This window comes from Streptomyces sp. NPDC001732, assembly GCF_053596315.1.
Map to the genome: position 1 here is coordinate 42,586 of NZ_JBSFFY010000040.1, position 24,807 is coordinate 67,392.

Annotated in this window: 13 protein-coding genes; 5 read left to right on the top strand and 8 right to left on the bottom strand. The window is 74.6% G+C overall.

The annotated features are described in order from the left end of the window. The first annotated feature begins 64 nt into the window (after positions 1-64). From ACWCXX_RS29005 to ACWCXX_RS29025, 5 genes are all read left to right on the top strand, one after another. Positions 65-334: a phosphopantetheine-binding protein gene (locus ACWCXX_RS29005; protein ID WP_451132294.1), complete on the top strand. Its 270-nt coding sequence runs from the start codon at positions 65-67 to the stop codon at positions 332-334. Beyond that, a complete protein-coding gene (locus ACWCXX_RS29010; protein ID WP_451132296.1) occupies positions 327-1,988 on the top strand; it encodes an acyl-CoA ligase (AMP-forming), exosortase A system-associated in 1,662 nt (553 codons plus the stop codon). Before ACWCXX_RS29005 ends, ACWCXX_RS29010 begins: the two co-directional genes overlap by 8 nt. Further along, complete coding sequence (locus ACWCXX_RS29015; RefSeq protein ID WP_451132298.1) at positions 1,985-3,232, top strand: pyridoxal-dependent decarboxylase, exosortase A system-associated; 1,248 nt, start codon at positions 1,985-1,987, stop codon at positions 3,230-3,232. Before ACWCXX_RS29010 ends, ACWCXX_RS29015 begins: the two co-directional genes overlap by 4 nt. A gap of 246 nt (positions 3,233-3,478) precedes the next feature. After that, the gene (locus tag ACWCXX_RS29020) at positions 3,479-4,408 is read left to right on the top strand and encodes an ABC transporter ATP-binding protein (RefSeq protein WP_451132300.1); all 930 of its coding nucleotides are present in this window, start codon (positions 3,479-3,481) and stop codon (positions 4,406-4,408) included. Beyond that, entirely contained in the window at positions 4,398-5,156 is a 759-nt protein-coding gene (locus ACWCXX_RS29025; RefSeq protein WP_451132302.1) for an ABC transporter permease, read from the top strand. Before ACWCXX_RS29020 ends, ACWCXX_RS29025 begins: the two co-directional genes overlap by 11 nt. 57 nt (positions 5,157-5,213) lie before the next feature. Here ACWCXX_RS29025 and ACWCXX_RS29030 read toward each other — a convergent pair whose 3' ends face one another. The 8 genes from ACWCXX_RS29030 to ACWCXX_RS29065 all read right to left on the bottom strand — a co-directional run bounded on the left by ACWCXX_RS29030 (position 5,214) and on the right by ACWCXX_RS29065 (position 24,600). After that, complete coding sequence (locus ACWCXX_RS29030; RefSeq protein WP_451132304.1) at positions 5,214-6,734, bottom strand: AMP-binding protein; 1,521 nt, start codon at positions 6,732-6,734, stop codon at positions 5,214-5,216. After that, positions 6,731-7,546, bottom strand: a complete 816-nt coding sequence (locus ACWCXX_RS29035) for a thioesterase II family protein (RefSeq protein ID WP_451132306.1) — start codon at positions 7,544-7,546, stop codon at positions 6,731-6,733. Before ACWCXX_RS29035 ends, ACWCXX_RS29030 begins: the two co-directional genes overlap by 4 nt. After that, positions 7,543-8,631 (bottom strand): HAD-IIIC family phosphatase, encoded by a 1,089-nt coding sequence (locus tag ACWCXX_RS29040; RefSeq protein WP_451132308.1) that lies wholly within the window; start codon positions 8,629-8,631, stop codon positions 7,543-7,545. The genes ACWCXX_RS29035 and ACWCXX_RS29040 overlap by 4 nt, the downstream gene beginning before the upstream one ends. Continuing rightward, positions 8,628-9,812 (bottom strand): acyl-CoA dehydrogenase family protein, encoded by a 1,185-nt coding sequence (locus ACWCXX_RS29045; RefSeq protein WP_451132310.1) that lies wholly within the window; start codon positions 9,810-9,812, stop codon positions 8,628-8,630. The genes ACWCXX_RS29040 and ACWCXX_RS29045 overlap by 4 nt, the downstream gene beginning before the upstream one ends. Positions 9,813-9,847: 35 nt before the next feature. After that, positions 9,848-10,102, bottom strand: coding sequence for an acyl carrier protein (locus ACWCXX_RS29050; protein WP_451132312.1), 255 nt, complete (start codon positions 10,100-10,102; stop codon positions 9,848-9,850). 5 nt (positions 10,103-10,107) lie between these two features. After that, positions 10,108-10,959, bottom strand: coding sequence for a 3-hydroxyacyl-CoA dehydrogenase family protein (locus tag ACWCXX_RS29055; protein WP_451132314.1), 852 nt, complete (start codon positions 10,957-10,959; stop codon positions 10,108-10,110). Positions 10,960-11,026: 67 nt separating this feature from the next. Then, on the bottom strand, positions 11,027-19,819 hold the full coding sequence (locus ACWCXX_RS29060) for an SDR family NAD(P)-dependent oxidoreductase (RefSeq protein WP_451132316.1): 8,793 nt from the start codon (positions 19,817-19,819) through the stop codon (positions 11,027-11,029). A 17-nt stretch (positions 19,820-19,836) separates the two neighbouring features. Next, positions 19,837-24,600, bottom strand: a complete 4,764-nt coding sequence (locus ACWCXX_RS29065) for an SDR family NAD(P)-dependent oxidoreductase (RefSeq protein WP_451132318.1) — start codon at positions 24,598-24,600, stop codon at positions 19,837-19,839. Positions 24,601-24,807 lie beyond the last annotated feature (207 nt).

Below are 24,807 nucleotides of genomic sequence, written 5' to 3' on the forward strand. Positions count from 1 at the left end.
GCGTTCGCGCACCCTCGCAGAACAGACGTACTCGGGTGGAAGAAAAGAATGGGGACCGACCACCATGGCCGATTTGCAGATCCCGCGCGCCTTCCAGGAGGCGCTGCTGCAGCACCTGCCCTATGCGGAGGCGGGCGAACTCGCCCCCGAAGACGACCTGGCGGCGCTGGGCCTGGACTCCATGGGAGTGGTCCAGCTCCTCGCGGTGCTGGAGGACACCTTCGGGGTGGAGCTGCCCGACGAGGCACTCACCGAGGAGACCTTCGCCACCGTGGGTTCCCTGTGGCAGGCCGTTGCCGAGTTCGTGCCGGCGGAGCCAGTCGGCCATGAGTGAGCGGCTTACCGAGGCCGAGGTCGTCAGGGACGGGCCCCAGGCCGCCACGGCCGGGAGCACGACGTACGGGCAGGCGCACCCCGGGACGGCCGGGGCACTCGTCCGGCTCGACCAGCTCGTCGGCCGCGGTGCCCCCGGCCGCCCGGCGCTGACGTTCAAGGAACGCACCGTCACCTACCGCGAGCTCGCCGAGCAGGTCGCCGAGGCGGCGTACGGCCTGTACCGGCTCGGTGTGCGGCGGGGCGACCGGGTGGCGGTGTACGCCGAGAAGCGCATCGAGACCGTGGTGGCCGTGCTGGCCGTCGCCGCGGCCGGCGGGGTGTTCGTCCCGGTCAACCCCCTGTTCAAGTCCCGCCACCTGGCCCGGCTGACCGAGGACTGCGCGCCCGTCGCCCTGGTCACCACCGCCGAACGGCTGGAGACCGTGCGCGGCGCGCTGACGCCGAACACCTCGGTGCGGCACCTGGTGGTGATCGGCGAGACCGCCGCCGTACCGCCGGTCGACGACCGCTGGAAGATCACCCCCTGGCCCCGGCTGAGCGAGCAGGGGCCGCTGCCGGTGCCCGGCGCGGACGCCGTGATCGACGCGGACGTGGCCGCGGTCTTCTACACCTCCGGCAGCACCGGCGGGCCCAAGGGCGTGGTGCTCTCCCACCGCAACCTGCTGGCCGGGGCGGAGAGCGTGGCCACCTACCTGGAGCACACCGAGGACGACGTCCTGCTCGGCGTCCTGCCGTTGAGCTTCGACGCCGGGTTCAGCCAGCTCACCACCGCGCTGGCCCGCGGCGCCCACCACGTGCTCACCAACTACCTGCTGCCCCGCGAGGTGATGCGGCTCTGCGAGCGCCACGGCGTCACCGGGCTGACCTGCGTGCCTCCCCTGTGGATGCAGCTCGCGGCGCTGGAATGGCCGCAGGAGGCCACCCGGCGGCTGCGGTACTTCGCCAACACCGGCGGACGCATGCCGGGTGCCACCCTCGCCCGGCTGCGCGGCCACTTCCCCCAGGCCCGTCCCTACCTGATGTACGGGCTGACCGAGGCGTTCCGTTCCACCTATCTCGACCCGGACGAGGTCGACCGGCGGCCCGACTCCATCGGCAAGGCCATTCCCAACGCCGAGGTGCTGGTGGTCCGGCCGGACGGCTCGCCCTGCGCGCCGGGCGAGCCGGGCGAACTGGTCCACCGGGGCGCACTGGTGGCCCTCGGCTACTGGAACAACCCGGAGGCCACCGCCCAGCGGTTCCGGCCGCTGCCCGGCGGCGTTCCCGGCGTGCGGCAGGAACCCGCCGTCTGGTCCGGGGACACCGTGCAGCGGGACGAGGAGGGCTTCCTCTACTTCGTGGCCCGCGCCGACGAGATGATCAAGTCGTCCGGCTACCGGATCAGCCCCACCGAGATCGAGGAGGCGGCCTACGCCACCGCACTGGTCACCGAGGCGGTGGCGTTCGGCGCGGCGGACGAGCAACTCGGCCAGCACGTGGTCCTGGTGGTCCGCGGCCCGTGCGACACCGGGCGGCTGCGCCAGGCCATGGCCCGGGAACTCCCGGCGTACATGCTGCCGCGGCGCATCATGGTGCTGGACGTGCTGCCCCGCTCGGTGAACGGCAAGTTCGACCGGGTCGAGCTGCGGCGCCTCGCGGAGGCCGGCTCATGAGCATCCTGGACGAGGCGAGCGCCGTCGCTCCGCCCGGGGCGGCGGGCGGAGAGCTGACCGTCGGGGGCATCCCCGCCGGGCTGCTCGCCGAACGGGCGGGCAGCACACCGTTCTTCGCCTACGACCGGGCTCTGATCGCCGCCCGGGTCGCCGAGGTGCGTGCCGCGCTGCCCGGCGAGGTGGAGCTGAGCTACGCGGTGAAGGCCAACCCGATGCCCGCCCTGCTGCACTGCATGAGCACCCTGGTCGACGGCCTCGACGTGGCGTCGGCGGGGGAGATGCTGGCCGCCCTGGACACCGGGGTGCCACCGGCCCGGATCGCTTTCGCCGGGCCCGGCAAGACGGCCGCGGAACTGCGGCAGGCGGTCGCCGCGGGCGTCCTGGTCGAGCTCGAATCCGTCACCGAACTGCGCCGGCTGGCGCAGGCGGGAGAGGAACTCGGGGTACGTCCCCGGGCCGCGCTCCGCATCAACCCGCCCTTCGCGGTGCGGGGTTCGGGGATGAAGATGGGAGGCGGCCCGCAACAGTTCGGCGTGGACGCCGAGCAGGCGCCGGAGCTCCTCGACGAACTGGGGCGCAGCGGGGTCGGGTTCGAGGGGTTCCACGTGTTCGCCGGGTCGCAGAATCTCGACGCCGACAGCATCTGCGCGGCGCAGCGGGCCACCGTGGACCTGCTGGCCGAGCTGGCCGGTCACGCCCCGGCCCCCGTCCGGTACCTCAATCTCGGGGGCGGTTTCGGCATCCCGTACAGCGCCAGGGACCGGCCGCTGGACCTCGGCCCCATCGGGGAGAACCTGGCCGAACTGCTGGACGCCGTGATCCGGGACCGGCTGCCGCTGGCCCGCCCGGTGATCGAGCTCGGCCGGTACCTGGTCGGCGAGGCGGGGGTCTACCTGACCCGGGTGGTCGACCGCAAGGAGTCCCGGGGAACCGTGTACCTGGTCGTCGACGGCGGCCTGCACCACCAGCTCGCCGCCACCGGCAACCTGGGCCGGGCGCTGCGCCGCAACTACCCCATCGCGCTCGCCACCGGGGCCGGGGCCGGATCGGACGAGGACGCGCACGAGGTCGTCGATGTCGTCGGCTGCCTGTGCACCCCGCTCGACCTCCTCGGCAAGGCGGTGTCGCTGCCCCGGGCCGAGCCGGGCGACCTGATCGCGGTGTTCCAGGCGGGCGCGTACGGCCTGACCGCCAGCCCGGCCGCGTTCCTCGGCCATCCCGCACCCCGGGAACTGCTCGTCTGAGGGCCTGTCGGACGGCCGCCCGGTCAAGGGCCGCCCGACAGGCCACCCGTCCAGGAGCGTCTTGACGATCAGGTGCCGTGACAGGCAACGTTCGATCCGTCACGGGCGGGCCGTCCTGTCACGGGGCCGGGCCGGATCAGCGAGCGGCGCCCGTTTGGCCCCCGTACGGGGGCACCCCCCGCGCGCAGCGCGGGGAAGGAGGTCCCCACCCCCGTGCCACCGCGGGGCATTCACGCAGGAGTCCGAATGAACATCCCAGCGTCCCCCGCACCGCCCACGCAACGCGGCACCCCCGGCCCCGGGCGAGCACAGCCGTCCGGGAAGGGGACCGCCGGACCCGTACTGGAGGTCACCGGCCTGACCAAGCGCTACGGCGACATCCAGGCCCTCGGCGGCTTCACCCTGAGCGTCGCCCCGGGCGAGATCGTCGGTCTGGTCGGCCACAACGGAGCGGGCAAGAGCACCTTCGTGGAGGTCGTCTCCGGGCTGATCCGCGCCGACGGGGGAACCGTGAGCGTCGCCGGCCACACCCCGCACGCCGGCCGCCACCTGGTCGGGGTCTGCCCCCAGCACCTGGCGCTCTACCCGTCGTTCACCGTCCGCGAGCACCTGAAGCTGTTCGGCGGCCTCTTCGGGCTGCGCCGGGGCGCGCTGCGGGACGCGATCGACGAGGTCGCCGTCGATCTGCGGCTCACCGAGTTCCTCGACCGGCCCGCCGGGTTCCTCTCCGGCGGTCAGCAGCGCCGGGCCCAGGCCGGGGCGGCCCTGATCCACCGGCCCGCCCTGCTGCTGCTCGACGAGCCCACGGCGGGCGCCGACCCGGAGACCCGGCAGGCGCTCCTGGAGACCGTCCGGCGCCGGGCCGACGACGGTGCCGCCGTCGTCTACACCACCCACTACCTCACCGAGCTGACGGAGCTTGAGGCCACCCTCGCGGTGGCCAAGCGCGGCCGGGTGATCGCCCGCGGCACCGCCGACGAGCTGCTCACCGGCCTGCCGGGCGAGGTGCGGCTCACCTTCGACGACGGGACCGAGGAACGCCGCTCCACCGACGACCCGACGGGTGCCCTGGCCGGGATGCTCGCGGCGGCCGGCCGGCCGGTGGCGTCGGTCGACGTCCGCAAGCCCGATCTCGACGACCTCTACCGATCCCTGGCGGTACTCGATGGCGACTGACACCCTGCTGCGCACCGGAATCCTCGTCCGGCACAACCTCGTCCTGCGGTTGCGCGACCCAGGCCAGCTGATCAGCTACGTGGCGATCCCCATGGTGCTGATGCTCGTGCTGCGCCCCCTGTACGTGGAGGCGCTGGAGAGCGGCACCGTGCAGGCGGTGACGGGTCCGCTGGTGATGTTCTCGGTCTTCGCGCTGGCCGTCGTGGGCAACTCGATCATGGTCGAGAGGGAGTGGCGCACCTGGGACCGGCTCAGGAGCACCCGGGCCGGGCAGGCCGAACTGCTGCTCGGCAAGCTGGTGCCCTGCTTCGTGATCCTGATGGTCCAGCAGTCCGTGCTGATGGTGTACGGCTCGCTGGTGCTCGGGCTGAGCCTGCCCGCCGCCGTGATCGGCTGGGTGGCCCTGGCCATCGCCGTGTGGGGGCTCGCCCTGCTGTCCATGGGGGCGTTCCTGGCCACCGTGGCCCGCAGCCGGGGCGACCTCGGCATGGTCACCGACCTGGGGGCCATCTCCATCAGTGCGATCGGCGGGGCACTGGTGCCGGTGGAACTGATGGAGGGCTGGACCCGGGACATCGCACCGTTCTCGCCCGGCTACTGGGCGATGTCCCTGCTGCGCGCAGCGCTGGTCGGGGACGGCGCGGGGATGGTCAGGCCCGTGCTGGTGTGCCTGGCCATCGCCCTGGTCTTCGGGGTGCTCGCCGCCTACCGGCTCTCCCGCGGATGGGGCCGCAGCCACCTGCTGTGACCCGGCCGGGACGACCCGGAGGTCCGTGCCGCCCCGGTGCCCGGGGCGGCACGGACCTCATGCGTGCCGGGCCGCGCGGGCGGTGAGCTCCTTGCGGTCGATCTTGCGGTTGGCGTTCAGCGGGTACGCGTCCAGGTGCACGAAGCGGCGCGGGACGAGCGGACGGGGCAGGAACTCGGCCAGCGACCGGGCCAGTTCGCCCGGCGGGCGCGCGGTGCCCAGCAGATAGGCGGTGAGTTCGCCGCCGACGGCCACCACGACCGCGTCACGGATGCCGTCCACCCGTCGCAGGGCACACTCCACCTCGCCGAGCTCGACCCGGATCCCGTTGACCTGCACCTGCTGGTCGAGCCGTCCGAGGCAGGCCAGTTCGCCGTCGTCCAGTTCACGCACCAGGTCCCCGGTGCGATACCAGCGGACGCCGCCGACCTCCCGGAACCGCCCCTCGTCGTCGGCCGGGTCCAGGTATCCGGGGAACATCTGGTCCCCGGTCACGCAGAGCTCGCCGTCGTGCACCAGGTGGCGCAGGCCGGGATGGAGCGTGCCTATGGGCACCATGCCGTTGACGCAGCGTCCGGGCGAGCGCACCGGGTCCCAGCGGTGGACGCTGCACGAGATGGTGAGCTCGGTGGGGCCGTACAGGTTCTCCACCACGGAGGCGGGCGCGGCGCTCTGCCAGCCCGCGGCGTCGTGGGCCAGCAGCGGTTCCCCGCAGAACAGGCTCCAGCGCAGCGAGGGCATCGAGCCCGCCGCCAGCCCCCGCGGCCGACGGGACAGCTGGGAGATCAGGCTGGGGGCGGAGAACCACACCGTGATGCCGTGGCCGGCGACGAACCGCTCCAACGACGCATAGGCGGTGGGGGGCACGCAGACGAGGGTGCCGCCCGCTCCCCAGGCGCCGTACAGGTCGAAGACCGACAGGTCGAAGGTGAGGTCGAAGGTCTGCGAGAAGACGTCGCCCGGGTGGAAGCCGTAGCGGTCGTGGACGAACCGCAGATAGGCGTCCGCGTTGCGGTGCAGCACCGGCACGCCCTTGGGGCGGCCGGTCGAGCCCGAGGTGAACAGGATGTACGCCACGTCGTCGGGGCCCGCCGGGCGCGGCTCGGGCAGGGGCGCGCGGGCCGACGGCCGGCGCACCACCGGGACCCGGTCCAGGACCTCGGCGAGGGCCGGCAACACGGCCTCGCCCTCCGCGGCCACGATCACCGCGTCCAGACCGGCCGCGGTGACCATCTGGGCGGTGCGTTCCGCCGGGAAGGCCGGGTTGAGCGGGACGACGGCCGCCCCCGCGTACCCGGCGGCGAGATGACCCGCGTACGCCGTCACGGACCGGGCGGCCAGCAGACCGACCCGGCGGGGCCGCCCGCCCGGCACGGCCGCCGTGACGGCGCCGGCCAGGGCGAGGGCCTCCCGGTGCAGCTCGCCGTAGGCCACCCGGTCCGCCCCGACCCGGAGCGCCTCGGCGCCCGGGTCGAGGGCGAGTCCCCGCAGGAACCAGCCGGTCAGCGTCCCGTCGTGGCGGTCGGCCGGAACGGCTTTCGCCGCCGGACCGGGTGGGACGGCATGCCGGGTGGTCATACCGCGCTCCGCAGCGCACGCGCGAGGTGCCCGTGGGTGACCGCGGCCTGTTCGAGGACCGCGAAGTGCCCGCCGGACAGGGTGTGCAGGGTCAGCGGGCGGGTCGTCTCCTGCTGCCAGCCGGCCATGTCGGAGGCCAGTCCGCGGGGGTCGCCGTCGGCGGCCAGTGCGGTGACGGGCACGGTCAACGGCGGTTCGGCGCGGTACCGGTAGGACTCCTTGACCGTGAAGTCGGCGCGGAACGGGGGCAGGATGAGCCGCAGCACCGACGGGTCCGTGAGCATCCATTCCGGGGTTCCGCCGATGCGTCGCAGCAGCGCGACCACCTCGTCGTCGCTCGCATCCGTCATCCGCGGGTCGTCCTCTTCCTCCGCTGCCGGGCCCCCACCGGGGGCCCGGCAGCCGGACACGATCAGCTGGACCGGGTCCGGCCCCTGCCGACGGCGGATCTCCCGGACCAGCTCGAAGGCGATCGTCGCGCCCAGGCTGTGCCCGTACACGGCGTACGGCCGGCCGGCCGGCCCCGCGGCCAGGTCGGCGAGGACGGCCCGAGCGAGGTCGGGAACCAGCCGGTCCATGGCCTCGTACGGGGTCTCGCGCAGCCGGGTCTCGCGGGCGGGGAGCTGGACCGGCCGGATCGAGGTCCGTCCGATCCGGCCGAACCAGGACCGGAACGCGGAGGCCGAACCGCCCGCATGGGGCAGGCAGTACAGCAACGGGCCGTCGCTGCCCGGGTGTTCGGCGAAGGGAAACCAGTTGCCGGCCGGCCTCTCCGTGCGGGCCGCGGACGCGGGCGCGGCGGCCGTGGTCACGAGACGACCTCCAGCCGTACGTAGTCCGGGGCGTCCTGCGTCTGGCCCAGGTCGGCGGCGAGCACCACGCGGTCGCCCTCGCGGCTCACCTCGCGGAAGCCCGCGAAGGCGTAGGTGATCTGCATCATCCGGTTGCGGCCGGTCTCCACGAAGTCGGCGGTCAGGCCGACTCCGGCATCGCGGGCCAGGCGCATCAGGTGGCCGAGCAGCACCGAGCCGACACCGCGGGACATCACCCGGCAGGACATCAGCAGCATCCGCAGCCGCCAGTCCTGTGCGCCCTTCTCCACCAGGGCCAGACCGATCTTGCCGTAGGACCCGAAGCGGTCGGTGAGTTCGGCGACCAGCAGCAGGTGGTCGTCGGACTCGCGCAGCTCGTCCAGCTCGTCGTAGGAGTAGGTGCGGCCGGTGGCGTTGAGCTGGTTGGTGCGGACGGTGAGTTCCTCGGCCCGCTGGAGGTCCTCCCGGCCGGCCGGCGCGATGGTGAAGGCCATGTCCAGACCGGCCAGGAACTCCTCGCTGGTGCCGGTGAACTCGCTCTCCAGCTCCTCCCGGGCGAGCTGGCTGTGGTACATCTCGCGGCGGCGCGCGGACTCGTCGGACACGAACCGCGGCCGGAATTCGTCGCGCAGCAACTCGGTGTCGACGTCCGCGGCGTTGATCCGGGTCACCTCGGGCAGCGAGAACTCCATCTCGGCCAGCTCGAAGTCCTGGTCGTCGACGAAGGCGAACGCGTCCAGACCGAGGTTGAGCCGGGCGGCGATCGTCTTCACCGACTCGGACTTCGGGTTCCAGCCGATCCGCGGGCAGAGGAACATCTCCGCCAGGCCCAGTTCGCGCAGTTTGGCCATGGCGGTCTCGTGGTCGTTCTTGCTGGCCACGGAGTGCAGGATGCCCAGCGCGTCCAGGCGGCGGATGTGTTCCACCACGCCGGGGCGCACGGTGACCTCGCCGTCCTCCAGCAGCACCCCGTCCCACAGGGTGTTGTCGAGGTCCCACACCACGCACTTGATCCGGCCGCGCACCGGCTTGCGGTACGGGTCGTCCGGCTGTCCGGCGGGCGGCGGCTGTGTCGCTGTGGTCACAGCGTTCCTCCTGTTCCCGGCGTTCCGTCGCGGAACGCCTCGTCGGCGATGGTCAGCCGCTGGATCTCGTTGCTGCCTTCGATGATTTCGGCGACCTTGGCGTCCCGCATCAGACGGGCCACCGGGTAGTGAGGGGTCATGCCGTTGGCGCCGTGGATCTGGACCGCCTCGGTGGAGTGCCGGGCGGCGGCGGTCGACGCGAAGTACTTCGCCACCCAGGTGGCCATGATGGTCGCCGGGTCCGCGGCGTCCTTGAGCTCCCCGGCCTGACGGCACAGCAGCCGGGCCGCCCGCACGTCGGTCACCATGTCGGTGAGCTTGGCGCGGATCAGCGGGAGGTCGCGCAGCGCGGTGCCGCCGACCGTGCGCCGGACGGCGTAGTCGGCGCTGGCGTCCAGGCAGGCCTGGACGATGCCGACCGAGCCGCAGGCCACGCTGTAGCGGCCCAGGTCGAGGGTGCCGCTGAGCACCATGCCGGAGGCGAAGGAGCTCGGGCCGAGCAGCGCGTCCGGGCCCAGCTGCACGTCGTCGAACTCGATCTCGGCGAGCATCGAGGCGCGGGTGCCGAAGATCTCGTCGAGCGGCTTGACGCGTACCCCGGGGGTGTCCTTGGGGACGAGGAGCGCCAGGATCGAGGTCCCGGTGCCGGCGAACACCAGGAACAGGTCGGCGATCTGCCCGCCGGTGATCCACTTCTTGTGGCCGTTGAGCAGCCAGCCGCCCCGGTGGGGGACGGCCGAGGCGGAGATGCCGGCCGCGTCGCTGCCCGCACCCGGTTCGGACAGGCAGAACGCACCGCGCACACTGCCCTCGGCGAGCGAGGGCGCCCACCGCTCCAGCTGCTCGGCCGAGCCCCAGCGCAGCAGGGCCCACGACAGCATGGTGTGCACGGTGAGCAGGGAGCGGACCGAAGAGCAGCCGCGGCCGACTTCCTCGTGCACCTCGCCCAGGGTCACCAGGTCGAGACCCCGGCCGCCCAGGTGCCGGGGCAGGAACGGGGCCCACAGGCCCAGGGCGCCGACCCGCTCCAGGAGCTCGCCGGGCACCTGACCGGCCTGGTCCCAGTCGTCGGCGTACGGGGTGACGAACTCGTCGACGAACGCGCGTACCGAAGCCCGGTCGATGGCCGGGCCATCGGCCCGCGCGCCGCCTTCCGGCGGCGGCGCGACCGTGGTCGTCATGCTGATCCTCCTCGGTTCTCCGTGTGCGCCGCCGGTCAGGCGGCCGTGTCCAGGCGGCCGACGAGCGCGGACATCGCGTCGACGGTGCGGAAGTTGTCGATCTTCAGCTCGTCGTTGGGGACGGTGAAGCCGAAGGTCTTCTCGATGAACATCACCAGCTCCATCGCGAAGAGGGAGTTGATGTAGCCGAGGGCGAAGATGTCCTGGTCCGCGGTGATCTCGGCCTGCGGGAAGCGACCCCGGACGAAGGAGGTGATGCGCTCGGCGGCGGTGACGGCGACGGTGGTCATGATGATTACTCCTGGGTTCCGTAGGTGTAGAAACCACGGCCGGTCTTCCGGCCGTGCAGCCCGGCGTCCGTCATCTGCTTCAGCAGCGGACAGGGGCGGTACTTGCTGTCGGCGTAGTGCTCGTAGAGCACCTCGACGCTGTAGAGGATCGTGTCGACACCGATCAGGTCGGCGGTCTCCAGCGGGCCCATCGGGTGGCCGAAGCAGCCCCGGAAGACCTCGTCGACGGACTCGGCGGTGGCGACGCCCTCGTGCACCAGGTACGCCGCCTCGTTCACGGTGAGCATCAGCACGCGGTTGGAGACGAAACCGGACGCGTCCTTGACGTCGACGGCCCTCTTGCCGAAGCCGGCCAGGAACGTCCGGGTGCTCTCCACGGTCTCCGTGCTGGTGTGGAAGCCGGGGATCAGCTCCACCACCGGCTTGGCCGGCACCGGGTTCATGAAGTGGACGCCCACCACGCGCTCCGGGTGGGCGCCGAGGGAGGCGACCCGGGTGATCGGGATCGCCGAGGTGTTCACGATCACGATCGCGGTCGGGGAGAGCACCCGGTCGAGCTCCTGGTGGACGGCCTTCTTGGTCTCCCAGTCCTCGGTGACGTTCTCGATCACGAAATCGGCCTTGGCGAGGGCGTCCAGACCGGCGGCGGTGGTGATCCGGCCGAGGATCTCCTCGGGGTCGAGGGCCGGGCCCCCCATCAGGCCGCTGAGGCGGGCGTTGCGGGCGATCACGGCCCTGGCGTCGGCCAGGATCTCCTCCGAGACGTCCACCAGGACGGTCTCGAAGCCGTACTGGGCGAGGTTCTGCGCGACGCCTGTTCCCATGACGCCTGCGCCGACGACTCCTACGACGGTCATGCCACTGTTCTCCGTTTCTGTGTTCCTGTGTTGCGTGCCGGGGTGTGCGGGGTGGTGCGGGCCGCGGTCAGGCGGGGCGGTGGCCGACCGGTGTCTCCAGGCCCTGGACCACGCGGGCCAGGGCCTCGACCGTGGGGGCCTCGTACAGCACGCGGGGCGGCAGCTCGGCGTCCGGGAAGGAACGGCGGAGCTGGGCCAGCACGGCGATGCCCAGGAGCGAACTGCCTCCGAGTTCGAAGAAGTTGTCCAGGGAACCGACGGACGCCAGCTTCAGGTGCTCGCACCAGACCCCGGCCACGGCCTCCTCGGCCGGCCCCTCCGGCTCCCGGAAGGGGGTCAGCAGTTCGGGCCTCGGGTGGCGGGTGCCGGGCGTGGTGCCCGCGATCGCCGGGGTGAGGACCGCCTCGACGGTGAAGCCGGTGCTGTAGCGGACGATGGTCGGCAGGTCCTGGGTGGACACCACCACGCGCGGCTCACCGGTGGCCAGGGCCCGCAGCAGGCACCGCCAGCCCTGGTCGAAGCCGATGCCGAAGGTCGCGCGGTGCTGGCGGAAGAACGACTGCAGTTCGTCGTCGTAGCCCGCCAGGCCGAAGTCCCAGGCGTTCCAGGTCCATTCGCCCCAGCCGATGGAGATCACCCGGCGACCGCCCTCCGCGAGCCGCGCCGCCGTCGCGTCCAGGTAGGCGTTGGCGGCGCAGTAGTCCACCTGGCCCGGCCCGCCGCCGGTGGCGGAGGTGATGGACGAGAAGAGGACCAGGAAGTCCAGCTCCGTCTCGTCCGGCCCGTCGATGCCCAGCGCGTCGGTCAGGGCCCGCAGGCCGTCGACCTTCGGCGCGAGGACCAGCTCGGAGTCCTCCGGCTCCTTGAACTGGATCAGGCCGGTGCCCGGCACTCCGGCGGCGTGCAGCACGCCGTGCAGCGCGCCGAACCGCTCCCGGGCCGCGCCCACCGCCCGGCGCATGTCGTCCGGGTCCGCCACATCGCCTTCCACGATCTCCACCAGGGCGCCCAGTTCCAGCAGCCCCAGCACCTGGCGGACCCGCTCGCGCACCGCGTCCTCGGCCTGCTCGGCGCCGGACGCGACGGCCTCCCACCGCTCGCGGGGCGGCAGCCCGCGCCGGCCCATCAGCACCAGCCGGGCCCGGCAGGAACGGGCCAGCCGCTCCGCCATGGCCAGGCCGATCCCGCCCAGACCGCCGGTGATCAGGTAGACGCCCTCCTCGCGCAGCAGGTCCGCCGCGACCGTCTCGGGGTCGGCCGGGGCCAGGCACTCGTACCCCGGGACCCAGCGCCGGGTACCGCGCAGCGCCACGGCCCGGTCGGTGCGCGGCCGGCGCAGCTCGGCGGCGACCGAGGCGGCCGGGACCCCGGGCAGCGCGTCGATCAGCCGGGTCTCGATGCCCGGGTACTCCAGCGGCACCACCAGGGACGGACCGACCAGGGTGGCCGCGCCGGGGCGTACCTCCGTGCCGTCCAGCACCTGGTGGACGCCCGCGGTGACCAGGTCGAGTTCCCAGCCGAGACGGCCGAGTTCGTCGGCCGCGCGGGCCAGCGCGACCACGGTGTGCAGACCGCGCCACACCATCTCGTCGTCGGCGGCGTCGCGGGCCCGGTCGTCGCCGAGGGTCCACAGGTGGACCACCCGCTCCAGCTCCAGCCCGCGCGCCCGCAGGTCCGTCAGGAGTTCCAGGGCGTCCTCGTGGCTGCCGGGGCGGATCGTGCGGTCGCCGTCGGGCAGCTCGGCGAAGCCGTCGCCGGGCCGGACCGCGGTGACCGTCGCGCCGTCCCGCTCCGCGGCCCGGCGCACCTCCGCCAGGATCCGCTCGGCGACCGCGCCGTCGGTGTACACCAGCCAGTGGCCGGGCTGCCGCTCGGCGGGGGCCGGAGCCGCCGTCTGCTGCCACACCGGCTGCCACAGCCATTGCTCCTCCGGCAGCAACGGCACGCGTTCCAGGTCGGCGAAGGAGGCCGGTTCCTCCGGGGAGGTCCCGGCGGACGGGGCCGACGCGCCCGAGGCGACACAGGCCGGCGCGGCCCGGCCACCGGGCATCGGCGCGGGGTCGATCCAGTAGCGCTGGCGCTGGAAGGGGTAGGTCGGCAGCGGCACCCGGCCGGGCACGGCGCCCTCGTGGAACGCGGCGGTGGCGGGACCGGAGCCGTGGTAGGCGGCCCAGTCGAGGTCCACGCCCGTCATCCAGAGCCGGGCGACGCACTCGGTGAGCACCAGGTCGGCGGGGCGCGGATCGTTCTGCGCGGGCAGGGTGGCGGTGATCAGCGGCCAGCGCTCCGGCGGGCAGCCGGCCCCGCGCACCATCGCACCCAGCGACGGGCCCGGACCGATCTCCACGATCGCCAGTTCCGGCTCGGCGAGCAACCGCTCCACCGCGTCCGAGAAGCGGACCGTGCGGCACATGTGCGCGGCCCAGTAGCCCGGGTCGCACACCAGGGCGGCGTCGGCGACCTCGCCGGTGACGTTGGACAGGTACGGCGACGTGGGCGGGTTGAGGGTGACGTTCCCGGACACCCAGTCGGTGAGCCGGTCGGCCAGCGGCGCCAGCATCCGGGAGTGGAAGGCATGCGTGGTGCGCAGCGGCCGGGCCGGGAGACCGTCCCGTGCCAGGTCGGAGACCAGGGACTCCAGCGCCTCGGACGGCCCGGCCACCACCACGGCGGACGGCCCGTTCACCGCGGCGACGTCCAGGCCGCGCTCCGACAGCCCGTAACGGTCGCGCAGCTGCTCCTCGTCCAGCGGCACGGCCGCCATGGCGCCGCGTTCCGCCTCGCCGATCAGCCGTGCCCGGTGCACGACCAGGGCGATCGCGTCCTCCAGCGACAGCACCCCGGCCAGACAGGCGGCGACGTACTCGCCGAGGCTGTAGCCCAGCATCATCGAGGGCCGCACGCCCCAGGCGAGGAAGGTGCGCGCCAGCGAGTGGTCCACGGCGAACATCAGGGGCTGCACCACCTCGGTGCGCTCCAGCTCCGACTCCCGCTCGTCGGCCGGACCGGTGGCCCGGCCCAGCAGTGCGGCCAGGTCGGGGCCGGCCCCGGGGCGGTCGCCGGTGAGCAGCCCGGTCAGGTCGACGTCCGGCAGCTCCTTCGCCAACAGGACCAGGCAGTGGTCGAGTTCGGCGCGGAACACCGGCTCGTGCCGGTAGAGGTCGCCGACCAGGCCGGGGTACTGCTCGCCGACCCCGGCGAAGAGGAACGCCACCGGGCGGCCGGAGACCGTCTCCACCCGGGTCGCCACCGGCGTGTCGTCGTCCTCGCCACGGAACACCGCCGCCCCGTGGGAGGTTCCGTGCACCACCGCCGCGCGCCGGTGCTCGAAGACCTTGCGTCCGGCCTGCAGGGTGAACGCCACGTCGGAGGGCCGCAGTGCGGGGTGCGCGGCCAGGTGCTCGCCCAGCTCCCGCACCGCCTGGTCGGCGGCGGCGACGGACCGGGCCGAGACCACCAGCGGGTGGTGGCGGCGGATCTCCGGGCCCCTGGCCGGGCGTCCGGGCGGCTCCTCGACCACGACGTGCACGTTGGTGCCTCCCATGCCGAGCGAGTTGAGCCCGGCGATGCGCGGGCGGCCCTCGGGGCCGGACCAGGCGGTGGTCCCGGTGTTGACGTAGAACGGGCTGTTCGCGAAGTCGATCTGCGGGTTCGGGCTGGTGTAGTTGAGGGACGCGGGGACCACGCCCTCGCGCACCGTGAGCGCCGTCTTGATCAGTCCCGCCGTGCCGGCGGCGTGGTTGAGGTGACCGATGTTGGTCTTCACCGCGCCGATCGGGATCGTCCCCGGACGCGCGTGCGTGCCGAACGCCTGGGTGAGCGCGGCGACCTCGATCGGGTCGCCCAGCTCGGTGGCCGTGCCGTGCGCCTCCACGTAGCCGATCTCGTCGCCGCTCACCCGGGCGTCCTCCAGCGCCGCGCGCACCGCCGCCGCCTGCCCGGCGACGCTCGGCGCGGTGTAACCCGCCTTCTGGGCACCGTCGTTGTTCAGCGCAGAGCCCCGGATGACCGCGTGCACGGTGTCCCCGTCGCGCAGTGCGTCGGAGAGCCGCTTCAGGACGACCACGGTCGCCCCGTCGCCGAACAGCGTGCCGGTGGCCTCCGCGTCGAAGGAGTGGACGTGGCCGTCGTGGGAGTCCATCCCGCCCGTCTGCCGCAGGTGTCCCTTGCGGTCCGGCACGGCCACCGAAACGCCGCCGGCCAGCGCCGTCTCGCACTCCCCGGCCCGCAGGCTGCGGACCGCCGTGTGCACGGCCACCAGTGAGGTGGAGCAGAACGTCTGCACCGCCACGCTCGGCCCGTCGAGGTTGAACAGGTACGACACGGACGTGGTCAGCGCGTCCTTGTCGTTGCTCATGATCAGCTCGTACGGGTTGATCTCGCCGTCCGCGACGAGCTGCGGCAACATGCCGAGCAGGTAGGTGCTGAGGTTCGAGCCGCCGAACACGCCGACCCGGTCGCGGTACGCCTCGTGGGCGTAACCGGCGTGCTCCAGCCCCTCCCAGCAGACCTCCAGGAAGAGCCGCTGCTGGGGATCGGTGAGCGCGGCCATGCGGGGGCTCATCCCGAAGAAACCGGCGTCGAACCCGGCGATGTCGTCCAGCACCGGCCGGGCCGGCACGTAGTCCGGGTCGTTGGCCAGGTCCGGGTCCACCCCCGCCTCGATCAGCTCCTCCGGGGAGAAGAAGGTGACCGACTCGACGCCCTCGCACAGGTTGCGCCAGAACTCCACCACGTCGCCGGCGCCCGGGAAGCGGCCCGCCATGCCGATGATGGCGATCCGGCGGTCCGGTTCGGCGGCTCCGGGCCCGGCGGGGACGACGGCCCCCGCGGGAGCGGCGGACGGTCCGGCCTGCGCGGGGCGCACGACCTCGGCGGACGTCACCGGGGGCACGGCCCCGGCAGGCGTCGCCGGGCGTACGGGCGCGGGCACCGGGGCCGGGGCCGGGGCGGTGTCCGGGCGGGCGCCGTTCGCGTCGACGACGGCGGCCAGGCCCCGTACGGTCGGCGACTCGAACAGGGCGACCGTCGGCAGCGCCACCCCGAAGCGCTCCTTGACCGTGACCAGCATCTGCAGGGCGAGCAGCGAACTGCCGCCCAGGTCGAAGAAGTTGTCCCGGATGCCGACCGGTTCGATGGCCAGCACCTCGGTCCACAGCTCGGCCAGGGCCCGCTGGGTCGCGGTGACCGGGGAGGCGTACGGCTGGGGCAGCTCCGGGCGCGGGAACGTGGCCGTCGGGCCCGACGGCGCGGCGGGCCGGGCCGCCGGGGGACGGGGCAGCCGGTCCTCCAGACCGCCCGCGGCCACCACCACGGACCGGGCGGCCCGGGTGAACAGCCCGTCGAAGGCGGTGAGCGCCTGCCCGGCGGTCATGGCGTGCGCGGTCATCGCGGCGCCGAACGGACCCTCCAGGCGTTCCAGGGTGGGGGCCCAGGTGTCCCAGGCGGCGGAGATCCAGCGCGTGGCGTCGCCCGCCGCGCCGTCGGCGACGGCGGCGAGGGCCGCGTTGGCCGCCGCGTAACTGCCGAAGGCCAGGCCACCGAGGTGGGCCGAGGTGGAGGAGAACGCCACGCACCAGCGGGGCGCGTCGGCGGCGGGCAGCTGCCGCAGCACGGCCCGCAGGTTTCGCGCGCCGTCCACCTTGGCCGTGAAGTGGCGTCGTACCGCCTCCTCGGTCAGGGCGCTCAGCGGGAGGAAGGTGTCCTGCGTGGTGTCCGCGGCGGCGTGGACCACACCGTCGAACGGCCCACTGGCCGGGTCCGCCCCGTCGGCGGTGAACAGGGCGCGCACGGCGGCCTCGTCGGTGACGTCGAGCCGCACCGCGTGGATCTCCGCGCCGAGGGAGCGCAGCTCCTCGACCGCGCGTCGGCGCGGGTGGGCGGCGTCGTCCGGGAGCCCGGAACGGCCGGCCAGGACGACGGAACCCGCGCCGCCGCGCACCAGGTGCCCGGCGACGAGGAGGCCGACGTCGCCGAAGCCGCCGGTGATCAGGTACCGGCCGCCGGGACGGACCGCTCCGGCCGGGCCGTCGGCGTCTGCCGGGGCGGCCGGGGCGTAGGAGGGGAGGTGCCGGTCGCCGGACCGGTACGCGGTCAGCGGGTCGCCGGCGGCGCGGCGCAGCTCGGCGAGCAGCTGCGCGGCGGCCTGCGCGGGCCCTGCCGCCGGATCGAGGTCCACGCCCCGGCTGTCGAGACCGGGGTACTCCTGCCCGGCCACGACCGGCAGCGCCGCGAGGGCGGCCTGGGCGGGGTCGGTGTCCTCCCCGTCGGACACGGCCCGTGCGCCCCGGGTGGCGAGCACCGCCCGCTCCGTTCCGGGCAGGCCCGCCCAGGAGGACAGGAACCGGGCGGCGGCGAGCACCGCGTCACCGGGCTCCCGCGGGTCCAGCGGGGCGAGGTGGACCACGGTCAGCGGGCCCTCGGCCGGAGCCGGAGCGGCCTCGGCCGCCGCGGCCCCGTCCACCAGGGCGACATCCGTCACGCCGGCGGCACGCAGCAGGCCGGCCAGGGCGTCGGCGACACCGGAGCGGTCCCGGCTGAGGACGTAGCGGCCGGTGAGGCCGGCGGCGTCGTCCGCGGTGGTCTCGTCGCGCGTCCAACGGGGCGTCAGCAGTGTGACGTGGGCCGGGTCCTGCGGTGCCGGGGCGGAGTCGACAGCGGCGGGGGCGGTCTCGGCGGTCTCGGCGGGCGGGTCGATCCAGTAGCGCCGGCGCTCGAACGGGTAGCCGGGCAGCCCCACCCGCACGGCGTTCCTGCCCCGGGCGTGGGCGTCCCAGTCGACGGACGAGCCGGCCAGCCAGAGCCGGGCCACGGACTCGGCCAGCGCCAGGTGCGGGTCGGCGGCCGTTTCCGGCAGTACCTCGACGACCCGTTCCCGCTGCTCGGCGCTCAGGCCGGACAGGTCGGCCGGGCCGAGCACCAGCAGGACGCGTTCCTCGTCGGCGAGCAGCTCGGCGAGGGTGTCCCCGGGGCCGGAGCCCGCCGCCGCTTCGGACCCGAGCGTTTCCAGGGCGGTGGCGGCAGGCAGCGCCTCGGACAGGCGGTCGGCGACCAGGCGTCCCGGGCCCCGGCCGGCGTACGCGGCGGGCACGACGCCCCAGGAGCCCAGCAGTGCCGTCAGCGCGTGGGCCACCGCGAAGGCGGACTGCTCCTCGGTCATGTCCCCGAGCCCGGCCCCGCCGAGCGCCGTGCGGCACTCGTCGAGGGCGGTGCGCAACTCGGGCTCCCGCGCGGCCAGTTCGTCCACGGCGCGCAGGGAGACCGGGGCGTCGGACACGTACAGGGTGACCGGCCGGTCCGTGCGGCCCTCCTGCCCGCCGAGGTACGCGCCCTCGTGGATGCCGCGGGCCGCGTCCTGCGCCGAGCGGGCGACCAGGGCGCGGCGGTGGGTGAAGACGGCGCGCCCGGTGTGCAGGGTGCGGGCCACGTCGGCCAGCGGGTCGGGCGCGGTCTCCAGGAGGGCGGCGAGCCGCCGGCCCGTCTCGTCGGCGGCGGTGGCGGTCCTCGCCGACCACACCAGGAGCTCGGGGCGTTCGGAGGACGGTGCGGCGGCGGCGCGCACCGGCGCTTCCTCCACCACCACGTGGGCGTTGGTCCCGCCGATGCCGAAGGCGCTGACGCCGGCCCGCCGGGGGCTCTCGCCGCGCGGCCAGGGACGGTTCTCGGTGACGACCTCCAACTGTGCCTCACCGGCGAGCAGTTGGGGATTGGGCGTGGAGTGGTTGAGGGTGGCGGGGATCTCTTCGTGGTGCAGCGCGAGCGCGGTCTTGATCAGGCCGGTGACGCCCGCGGCCCGGTCGAGGTGGCCGATGTTGCTCTTCACCGAGCCGAGCAGCAGCTCCTCGCCCGCGAACACCTGCTGGAGCGCGGAGAGTTCGGCGGCGTCGCCGAGCGCGGTGCCGGTGCCGTGCGCCTCCACGTAGGTGATGTCGGCGGGGTCCAGCCCGGCGGCGGCCAGCGCCTCGGCGACCACCTCGGCCTGTCCGCTGACGCCGGGCGCGGTGAAGCCGACCTTGCGGCCCGCGTCGTTGTTGACCGCCCAGCCCCGGATCACCGCGTAGACCCGGTCCCCGTCCTCCAGCGCGTCCGCCAGGCGGCGCAGCGCGACCACGCCGACGCCGTTGCCCAGCAGGCTGCCCTGCCCGGAGGCGTCGAAGGCGCGGCACTCGCCGTCGGGGGAGCTGATGCCGCCGGCCTGGTACAGGTAGCCGGTGTCGCCCGGCACCGTGACGGCGACGCCGCCGGCCAGGGCGAGGTCGCACTCGAAAGAGGCGAGGCTGGTGGCGGCGGCGCAGACCGCGACCAGCGAGGTCGAGCAGTAGCTCTGGATGCCGTAGGCGGGGCCCGACAGGCCGAGGGTGTGGGCCACCCGCAGGGGCAGTGAGTCCTTGTCGTTGGCCAGGCCCATGGCCAGTTCGCCGACCTGCTCGGCGACCCCGGCCGGAACCAGGTTGTGGGTCATGTAGCTGCTGATGGCACAGCCCGCGAAGACGCCGATCGAGCCGTCGAAACGGGCCGGGTCGCAGGCGGCGTCCTCCAGCGCGTGCCAGCTGTGTTCGAGGAACAGCCGGTGCTGCGGGTCGAGGATCTGGGCCTCCTTCGGGCTGATCCCGAAGAAGTCGGCGTCGAACTGGTCGACGCCCTCGACCACCGCCCCCGCCTTCACGTAGTCGGGGTCGTCCAGCAGGCGCTGTGCGACCCCGGCGGCCCGGAGCTGCTCGTCGGTGAACCGGGTGATGCCGGAGCGGCCCGCCCGGACATTGGCCCACAGTTCGGCCGCGTCGGCGGCCTTCGGGAACCGCCCCGACAGGCCCACCAGGGCGATGTCCGTCGGAGCGACCTCGATCGGGTGCTCGGTCATGTCGTCCGTCCTCGTCCTCATCGGTTCCGCGTCGGGGAGCTCTGGGCGTCGCGGGCACGGCGCCGTCGCCGGCCCCTCGCGGAGCCGAGGTCCTGTGCTGTGGTGACGGCGGTCGCCGTCGTGGCGCCTTCCAGCGCGGCCGCCAGTTCGGCGACGGTGGGGTGGGCGAAGAGCAGGGCGGGCGCGGCGCTCGTCCTCGTCTCCTGCTCGGTCGTGGTCATCACGGCCAGCCCCACCAGGGAGTTGCCGCCCAGGTCGAAGAAGGGGTCGTGGACGCCGACGCCGTCGATGCCCAGGTGGCGGCCCCAGATCTCGGCCAGGGAGCGTTCCAGGTCGGTGCGCGGCGCGACGTAGTCGGCGCGCAGCGCGGGGCGCGGGAAGCGGGTGCGGTCCGGCGTGGCCGCCGCGCCCGTCATCTCGTCCAGCGCGGAGACCTCGTCCCAGGCGCGCATCCCCTCGGCCAGTTCGTGGCGGACGGCGAGCACCGGGCCGTGGGCCGCGCCGGCCAGCCGGTCCAGCAGCGCACAGCCGCCCTCGTCGGTGAAGCCGTACGTCTCGCGGTGCTCGCGCACCCGGACGGCCAGGGCACTGCCGGGGCCCTCCGCCTGCCAGTCGTCGTGCTGCCAGGGGCCCCAGGCCACGGCCAGCACCCGGGTGGCGGGCGCGGCGGCCGACAGCGCCGACGCGTAGGCGTCCAGGACGCTGTTGGCGGCGCAGTAGTCGCCCTCGCCGATCCCGCCGAACACGGTGATCGCCGACGAGTACAGCACCAGCAGCTCCGGCCGGTCCTCCTCCGGCACGGCGGGCCCCACCAGTTCGGCGAGCGGGCCCATCGCCAGCACCTTGGGCGCCAGGACCGGCCGGGAGCCGTCGGGCGTCATGCGGAACGTCATGCCCCGCGCGGGCAGACCGGCCGCGTGCAGTACCCCGTGCGGTGCGCCGAGACGTTCGCGGCACTCGGCCAGCGCGCGCCGCAACTCGCCCGGCACGCCCACATCGGCGGTGAGCAGCAGCACCTCGGCGCCGTCCGCCTCCAGGCCGGCGATGTCCCGCAGGCTGTGGGCGGCCCGGCCCTCCGGCTCGGCCGCCGCGGCGGCCCGCAGGTCGGTACGGCCGACCAGGGCGAGGCGGCGCACCCCGGACCGGACCAGGTGCCGGGCGAGCGACAGGCCCAGCCCCCGGGTGCCGCCGGTGATCAGGTAGGTGCCGTCGGCCCGGAACGCCGGGGAGTCCTGCGCGGGGAGGTCGACGGCCGCCCAGTCCTGGCGCAACCGCCGTCCGCGCCGCCAGGCGGCGAGCGGGTGGCCGGCGGCCCGCGTGCCCGGGGCCGCCGCGCGGGCCAGCTCGGCCAGCAGCACGGCGGCGGACGCCTCCGCCGGGGCCTCCGGGTCGAGGTCGACCCCCTGCCAGTCCAGGCCCGGGTACTCGGCGCGGCCCACCCGGGCCAGGCCGTGGGCCAGTGCCCGCTCCGGGGCCGTGCAGTCGCGGCCGATGACCTCGACCGCCCCTGCCGTGGCCGTGACCAGGACCGCCCCGTCGGCGCCGGCCTGCGGGCCGAGGGCCTGCACGGTCAGCAGCAGCGCGTCGAAGCCGTACCGGATCGCGGTGGTCAGTTCGGCGTCGGTGGCGAACGGCGGGGTGCGCACCGGCTCGCACAGGCTCCACAGGTGGGCGACGTGCAGGCGGCCGGTGCCCAGGGCCCGTGCGGCGGTCAGCGCCTCACGGTGGTGGTCCGGGTTCTCCGGGTCGATCACCATCCGGCGTCCGTCGCGCCGCCGTTCCGTGCCGGGCACGACCTCCAGCACCGGCGTTCCGGCGGCCTCGGCGAGGTCGGCCAGGCGCGTTCCGGCCCCGTCCGGGTCCGCGAAGACCAGCAGCGGGCCCTCCAGCGGTCCGGGCGCGGACGCGGTGGAACCGGCGGACCCGGTCACGTCCGGATGCCAGGCCGGGGCGTAGCAGTGGTCCGCGGGCGCCAGGCCCGTCAGGTCCGTCGCGGTCTGCGCGAGGAGACGGTCCTTTGGCCAGTAGCGGGTGCGCCGGAACGGGTACGGGGGCAGCGGCACCAGGTGACCCGCGCCGCGCCCGAGGGCCGCCCGGTCGAGGCCGATCCCGCGCTCCCACAGCCGGCCACAGGTCTCCAGCAGGTGGGCGCGCTCGTCGGACCGGTCGTCGGCGGACCAGCGGGCGGGCAGGGTACCGGTGACGAGCGGGCCGTCGGCGGCCCCGGCGTGCTGGCGCAGCAGTCCGCCGAGGGTCTGCCCCGCGCCCAGCTCGACGTAGGCGCCGATGTCCAGCCCGGCGCAGGCCCCCAGCCCGTCGAAGAAACGGACCGGGCTGGTGAGGTGGCCGGCCCAGTAGCCGGGATCCACGGCCTGCTCGGCGGTGAGCGGGGCGCCGGTGACGTTGGACACCACGGTGACCGTCGGCGGCCTGCGCTCCACCGACGCCACCGCGCGGGCCAGTTCGTCGCGGGCGGGGGCGAGCAGGGAGGAGTGGAAGGGGTGCGCGGAGCGCAGCGGACGGGCGGGCAGACCCGCCGCGAAGAGGCGGGCGGCGGCCTCGGTCACGTCCTCGGGCAGACCGCTGAGCACCGTCATGTGCGGGCCGTTGAGCGCCGCGACCTCCACCGCGAGTCCCGCACCGGCGAGTTCGTCCTCGATGCGGTCGGCGGGGGCGGCGACGGCGAGCATGCCGCCGGGCGGCGCGGCCTCGATCAGGGCGGCGCGCCGGGAGACCACCCACAGGGCGTCCTCCAGGGTGAACACCCCCGCCAGGCAGGCCGCGACGTACTCGCCGAGGCTGTAGCCGACCAGCACGTCGGGGCGGACGCCGTAACTGTCGAGCAGCTCGGCGAGGGCGTACTCCACGGTGAACAGCAGCAGATGGGAGGCGACCGCCCGGTGGTCGGGGTCGTCCGTCGCCGGGGCGTCCGGACGCAGCAGGTTCCCGGCGGGCTCGGCGGGCTCCGGCTCGGCGAAGAAGCCGGCGCGCAGGTCGACGTCGCAGCGCTCGGCGGCGATCCGCACGCACCGGTCGACGGCGGCGGCGAAGACGGGCTCACGACGGTAGAGGCCCTGGCCCAGGCCCCGGTACTGGTCGCCGACGCCGGGCAGCAGGAAGGCGATCCGCGGGGTCTCCCGGGCGGCGCGTACGCCGGGGTCGCGTCCGGCCCGCTCCAGCAGGCGGGCGGCGTCCTCGGAGTTCTCGGCGACCAGCGCGCGCCGGTACTCCAGCGCGCCGCGCCCGGCGCGCAGGGTGTGGGCCACGTCGGCGAGCGGGGCGCGGCCCGCGGCCCGCGCCAGGTCGCCGAGCCGGACGCGCAGGGCGTCGTCGTCGGCGGCGGAGACCAGCAGCAGCTCGGCCGCTCCGGAACCGCCGACGGCCTCGTCGCCCTCGTCGCCCCCGGCCCCGTGTCCGGCGGGGGCGGCGAGCACGACGTGGGCGTTGGTGCCGCACCAGCCGAAGGAGCTGACCCCGGCGAGGCGGGGGCGCCCGTCGGCGTCGGCCGGGAGCGGCCGGGCGGCGGTGACGGGCCGCAGCCGGTCCTGGGCCAGGGCCGAGGACGAGGGCTGTTCCATGTTCAGGTTGGGCGGGACCGTCCCGTGCTTCAGCACCAGGACGGTCTTGATCAGTCCGGCCATGCCCGCCGCCGACTGGGTGTGCCCGATGTTGGTCTTGACCGCGCCGACGAGCAGCGGGTCGTCGGCGTCCCGCTCGCCGAACACGTCGCCCAGCGCGGAGAGTTCGATGGCGTCGCCGAGCCGGGTCGCGGAGCCGTGCGCCTCGACGTACGACACGTCCTGCGGGGCGGCTCCGGCGGCGGCCAGCGCGCGGCGGATCACGTCGACCTGCGCCGCGCGGTTGGGCGCGGTGAGGCCGTTGCTGCGGCCGTCCTGGTTGACCGCGGTGCCCCGGATCACGGCGTGCACGGTGCGCCCCTGGGCAACGGCGTCGGACAGCCGCATCAGTACGACCACCCCGGCGCCCTCACCGATGGCGTAGCCGTCGGCCCGCGCGTCGAAGGTCCGGCACAGGCCGTCCCGCGACAGCATGCCGGTGGCGCAGGCGTTGACGTACATGTCGCGGTGGATCATCAGGAAGCCGCCGCCGACCACGGCCGTCGAGCACTCGCCGCGGCGCAGCGCCGCCCCGGCGAGGTGCACGGCGACCAGCGACGAGGAACACGCGGTGTCCACGGTCATGGTGGGACCGCGCAGGTCGAAGTGGTAGGCGATCCGGCCGGCGGCCACGCTCAGCGAGGCGCCCTGCCCCCCGTACGGGTCGTGGACCATGGACAGGCCCTCGCGCTCCTGCTGGATCCGCCCGTACTGCAGGGTGTCGGACAGGCCGATCATCACCGCGGTACGGGTGCCCGCCAGATCGGCGGGCGGCAGCCCGGCGTCCTCCAGGGACTCCCAGGTCAGCTCCATGAGCAGCCGCTGCTGGGGGTCCATCCGCAGGGCCTCGCGCGGGGACGCGCCGAAGAACGCGGCGTCCCATCCGGCGATGTCGTCGAGGTAGCCGCCCCGGGTGGTGTAGACGCCGTCCGTCTCCCGCAGCGCGGCCAGGTCGAAGCGCCCGTCCGGCACGTCGTCGACGACACCGGTGCGGCCGTTGGACAGCAGGTCCCAGTAACCGTCGACGGACGGTGCGCCCGGGAACCGGCACGCCATGCCGACCACGGCGATCGGCTCGTTGGCGGCGGCCTCCCGGCGGCGCGCCTCGGCCAGATCGGCGGTGGCCTTCTTCAGATATTCCCGGAGTCTGTCCTCGCCTGCCATCTTCCTGCTTCCTGCTTCCTGCCTCGGGTTTCGCCCGGATCGGCCCGGCGCGGTACCGGAGGGCTGGGGTGCTGGGGGCGGGGGGGGGGCCCGGGGCCCCCCCCCCCCCCCACCCCCCGGGGGGGGTTTAAGGGGAGAGATTAGGGTGGGGGGGCCCCCCCCCCGGCGCGGGGGCCCCGGGGGGGCGGCCCGGGGGGGCGCCCCCCC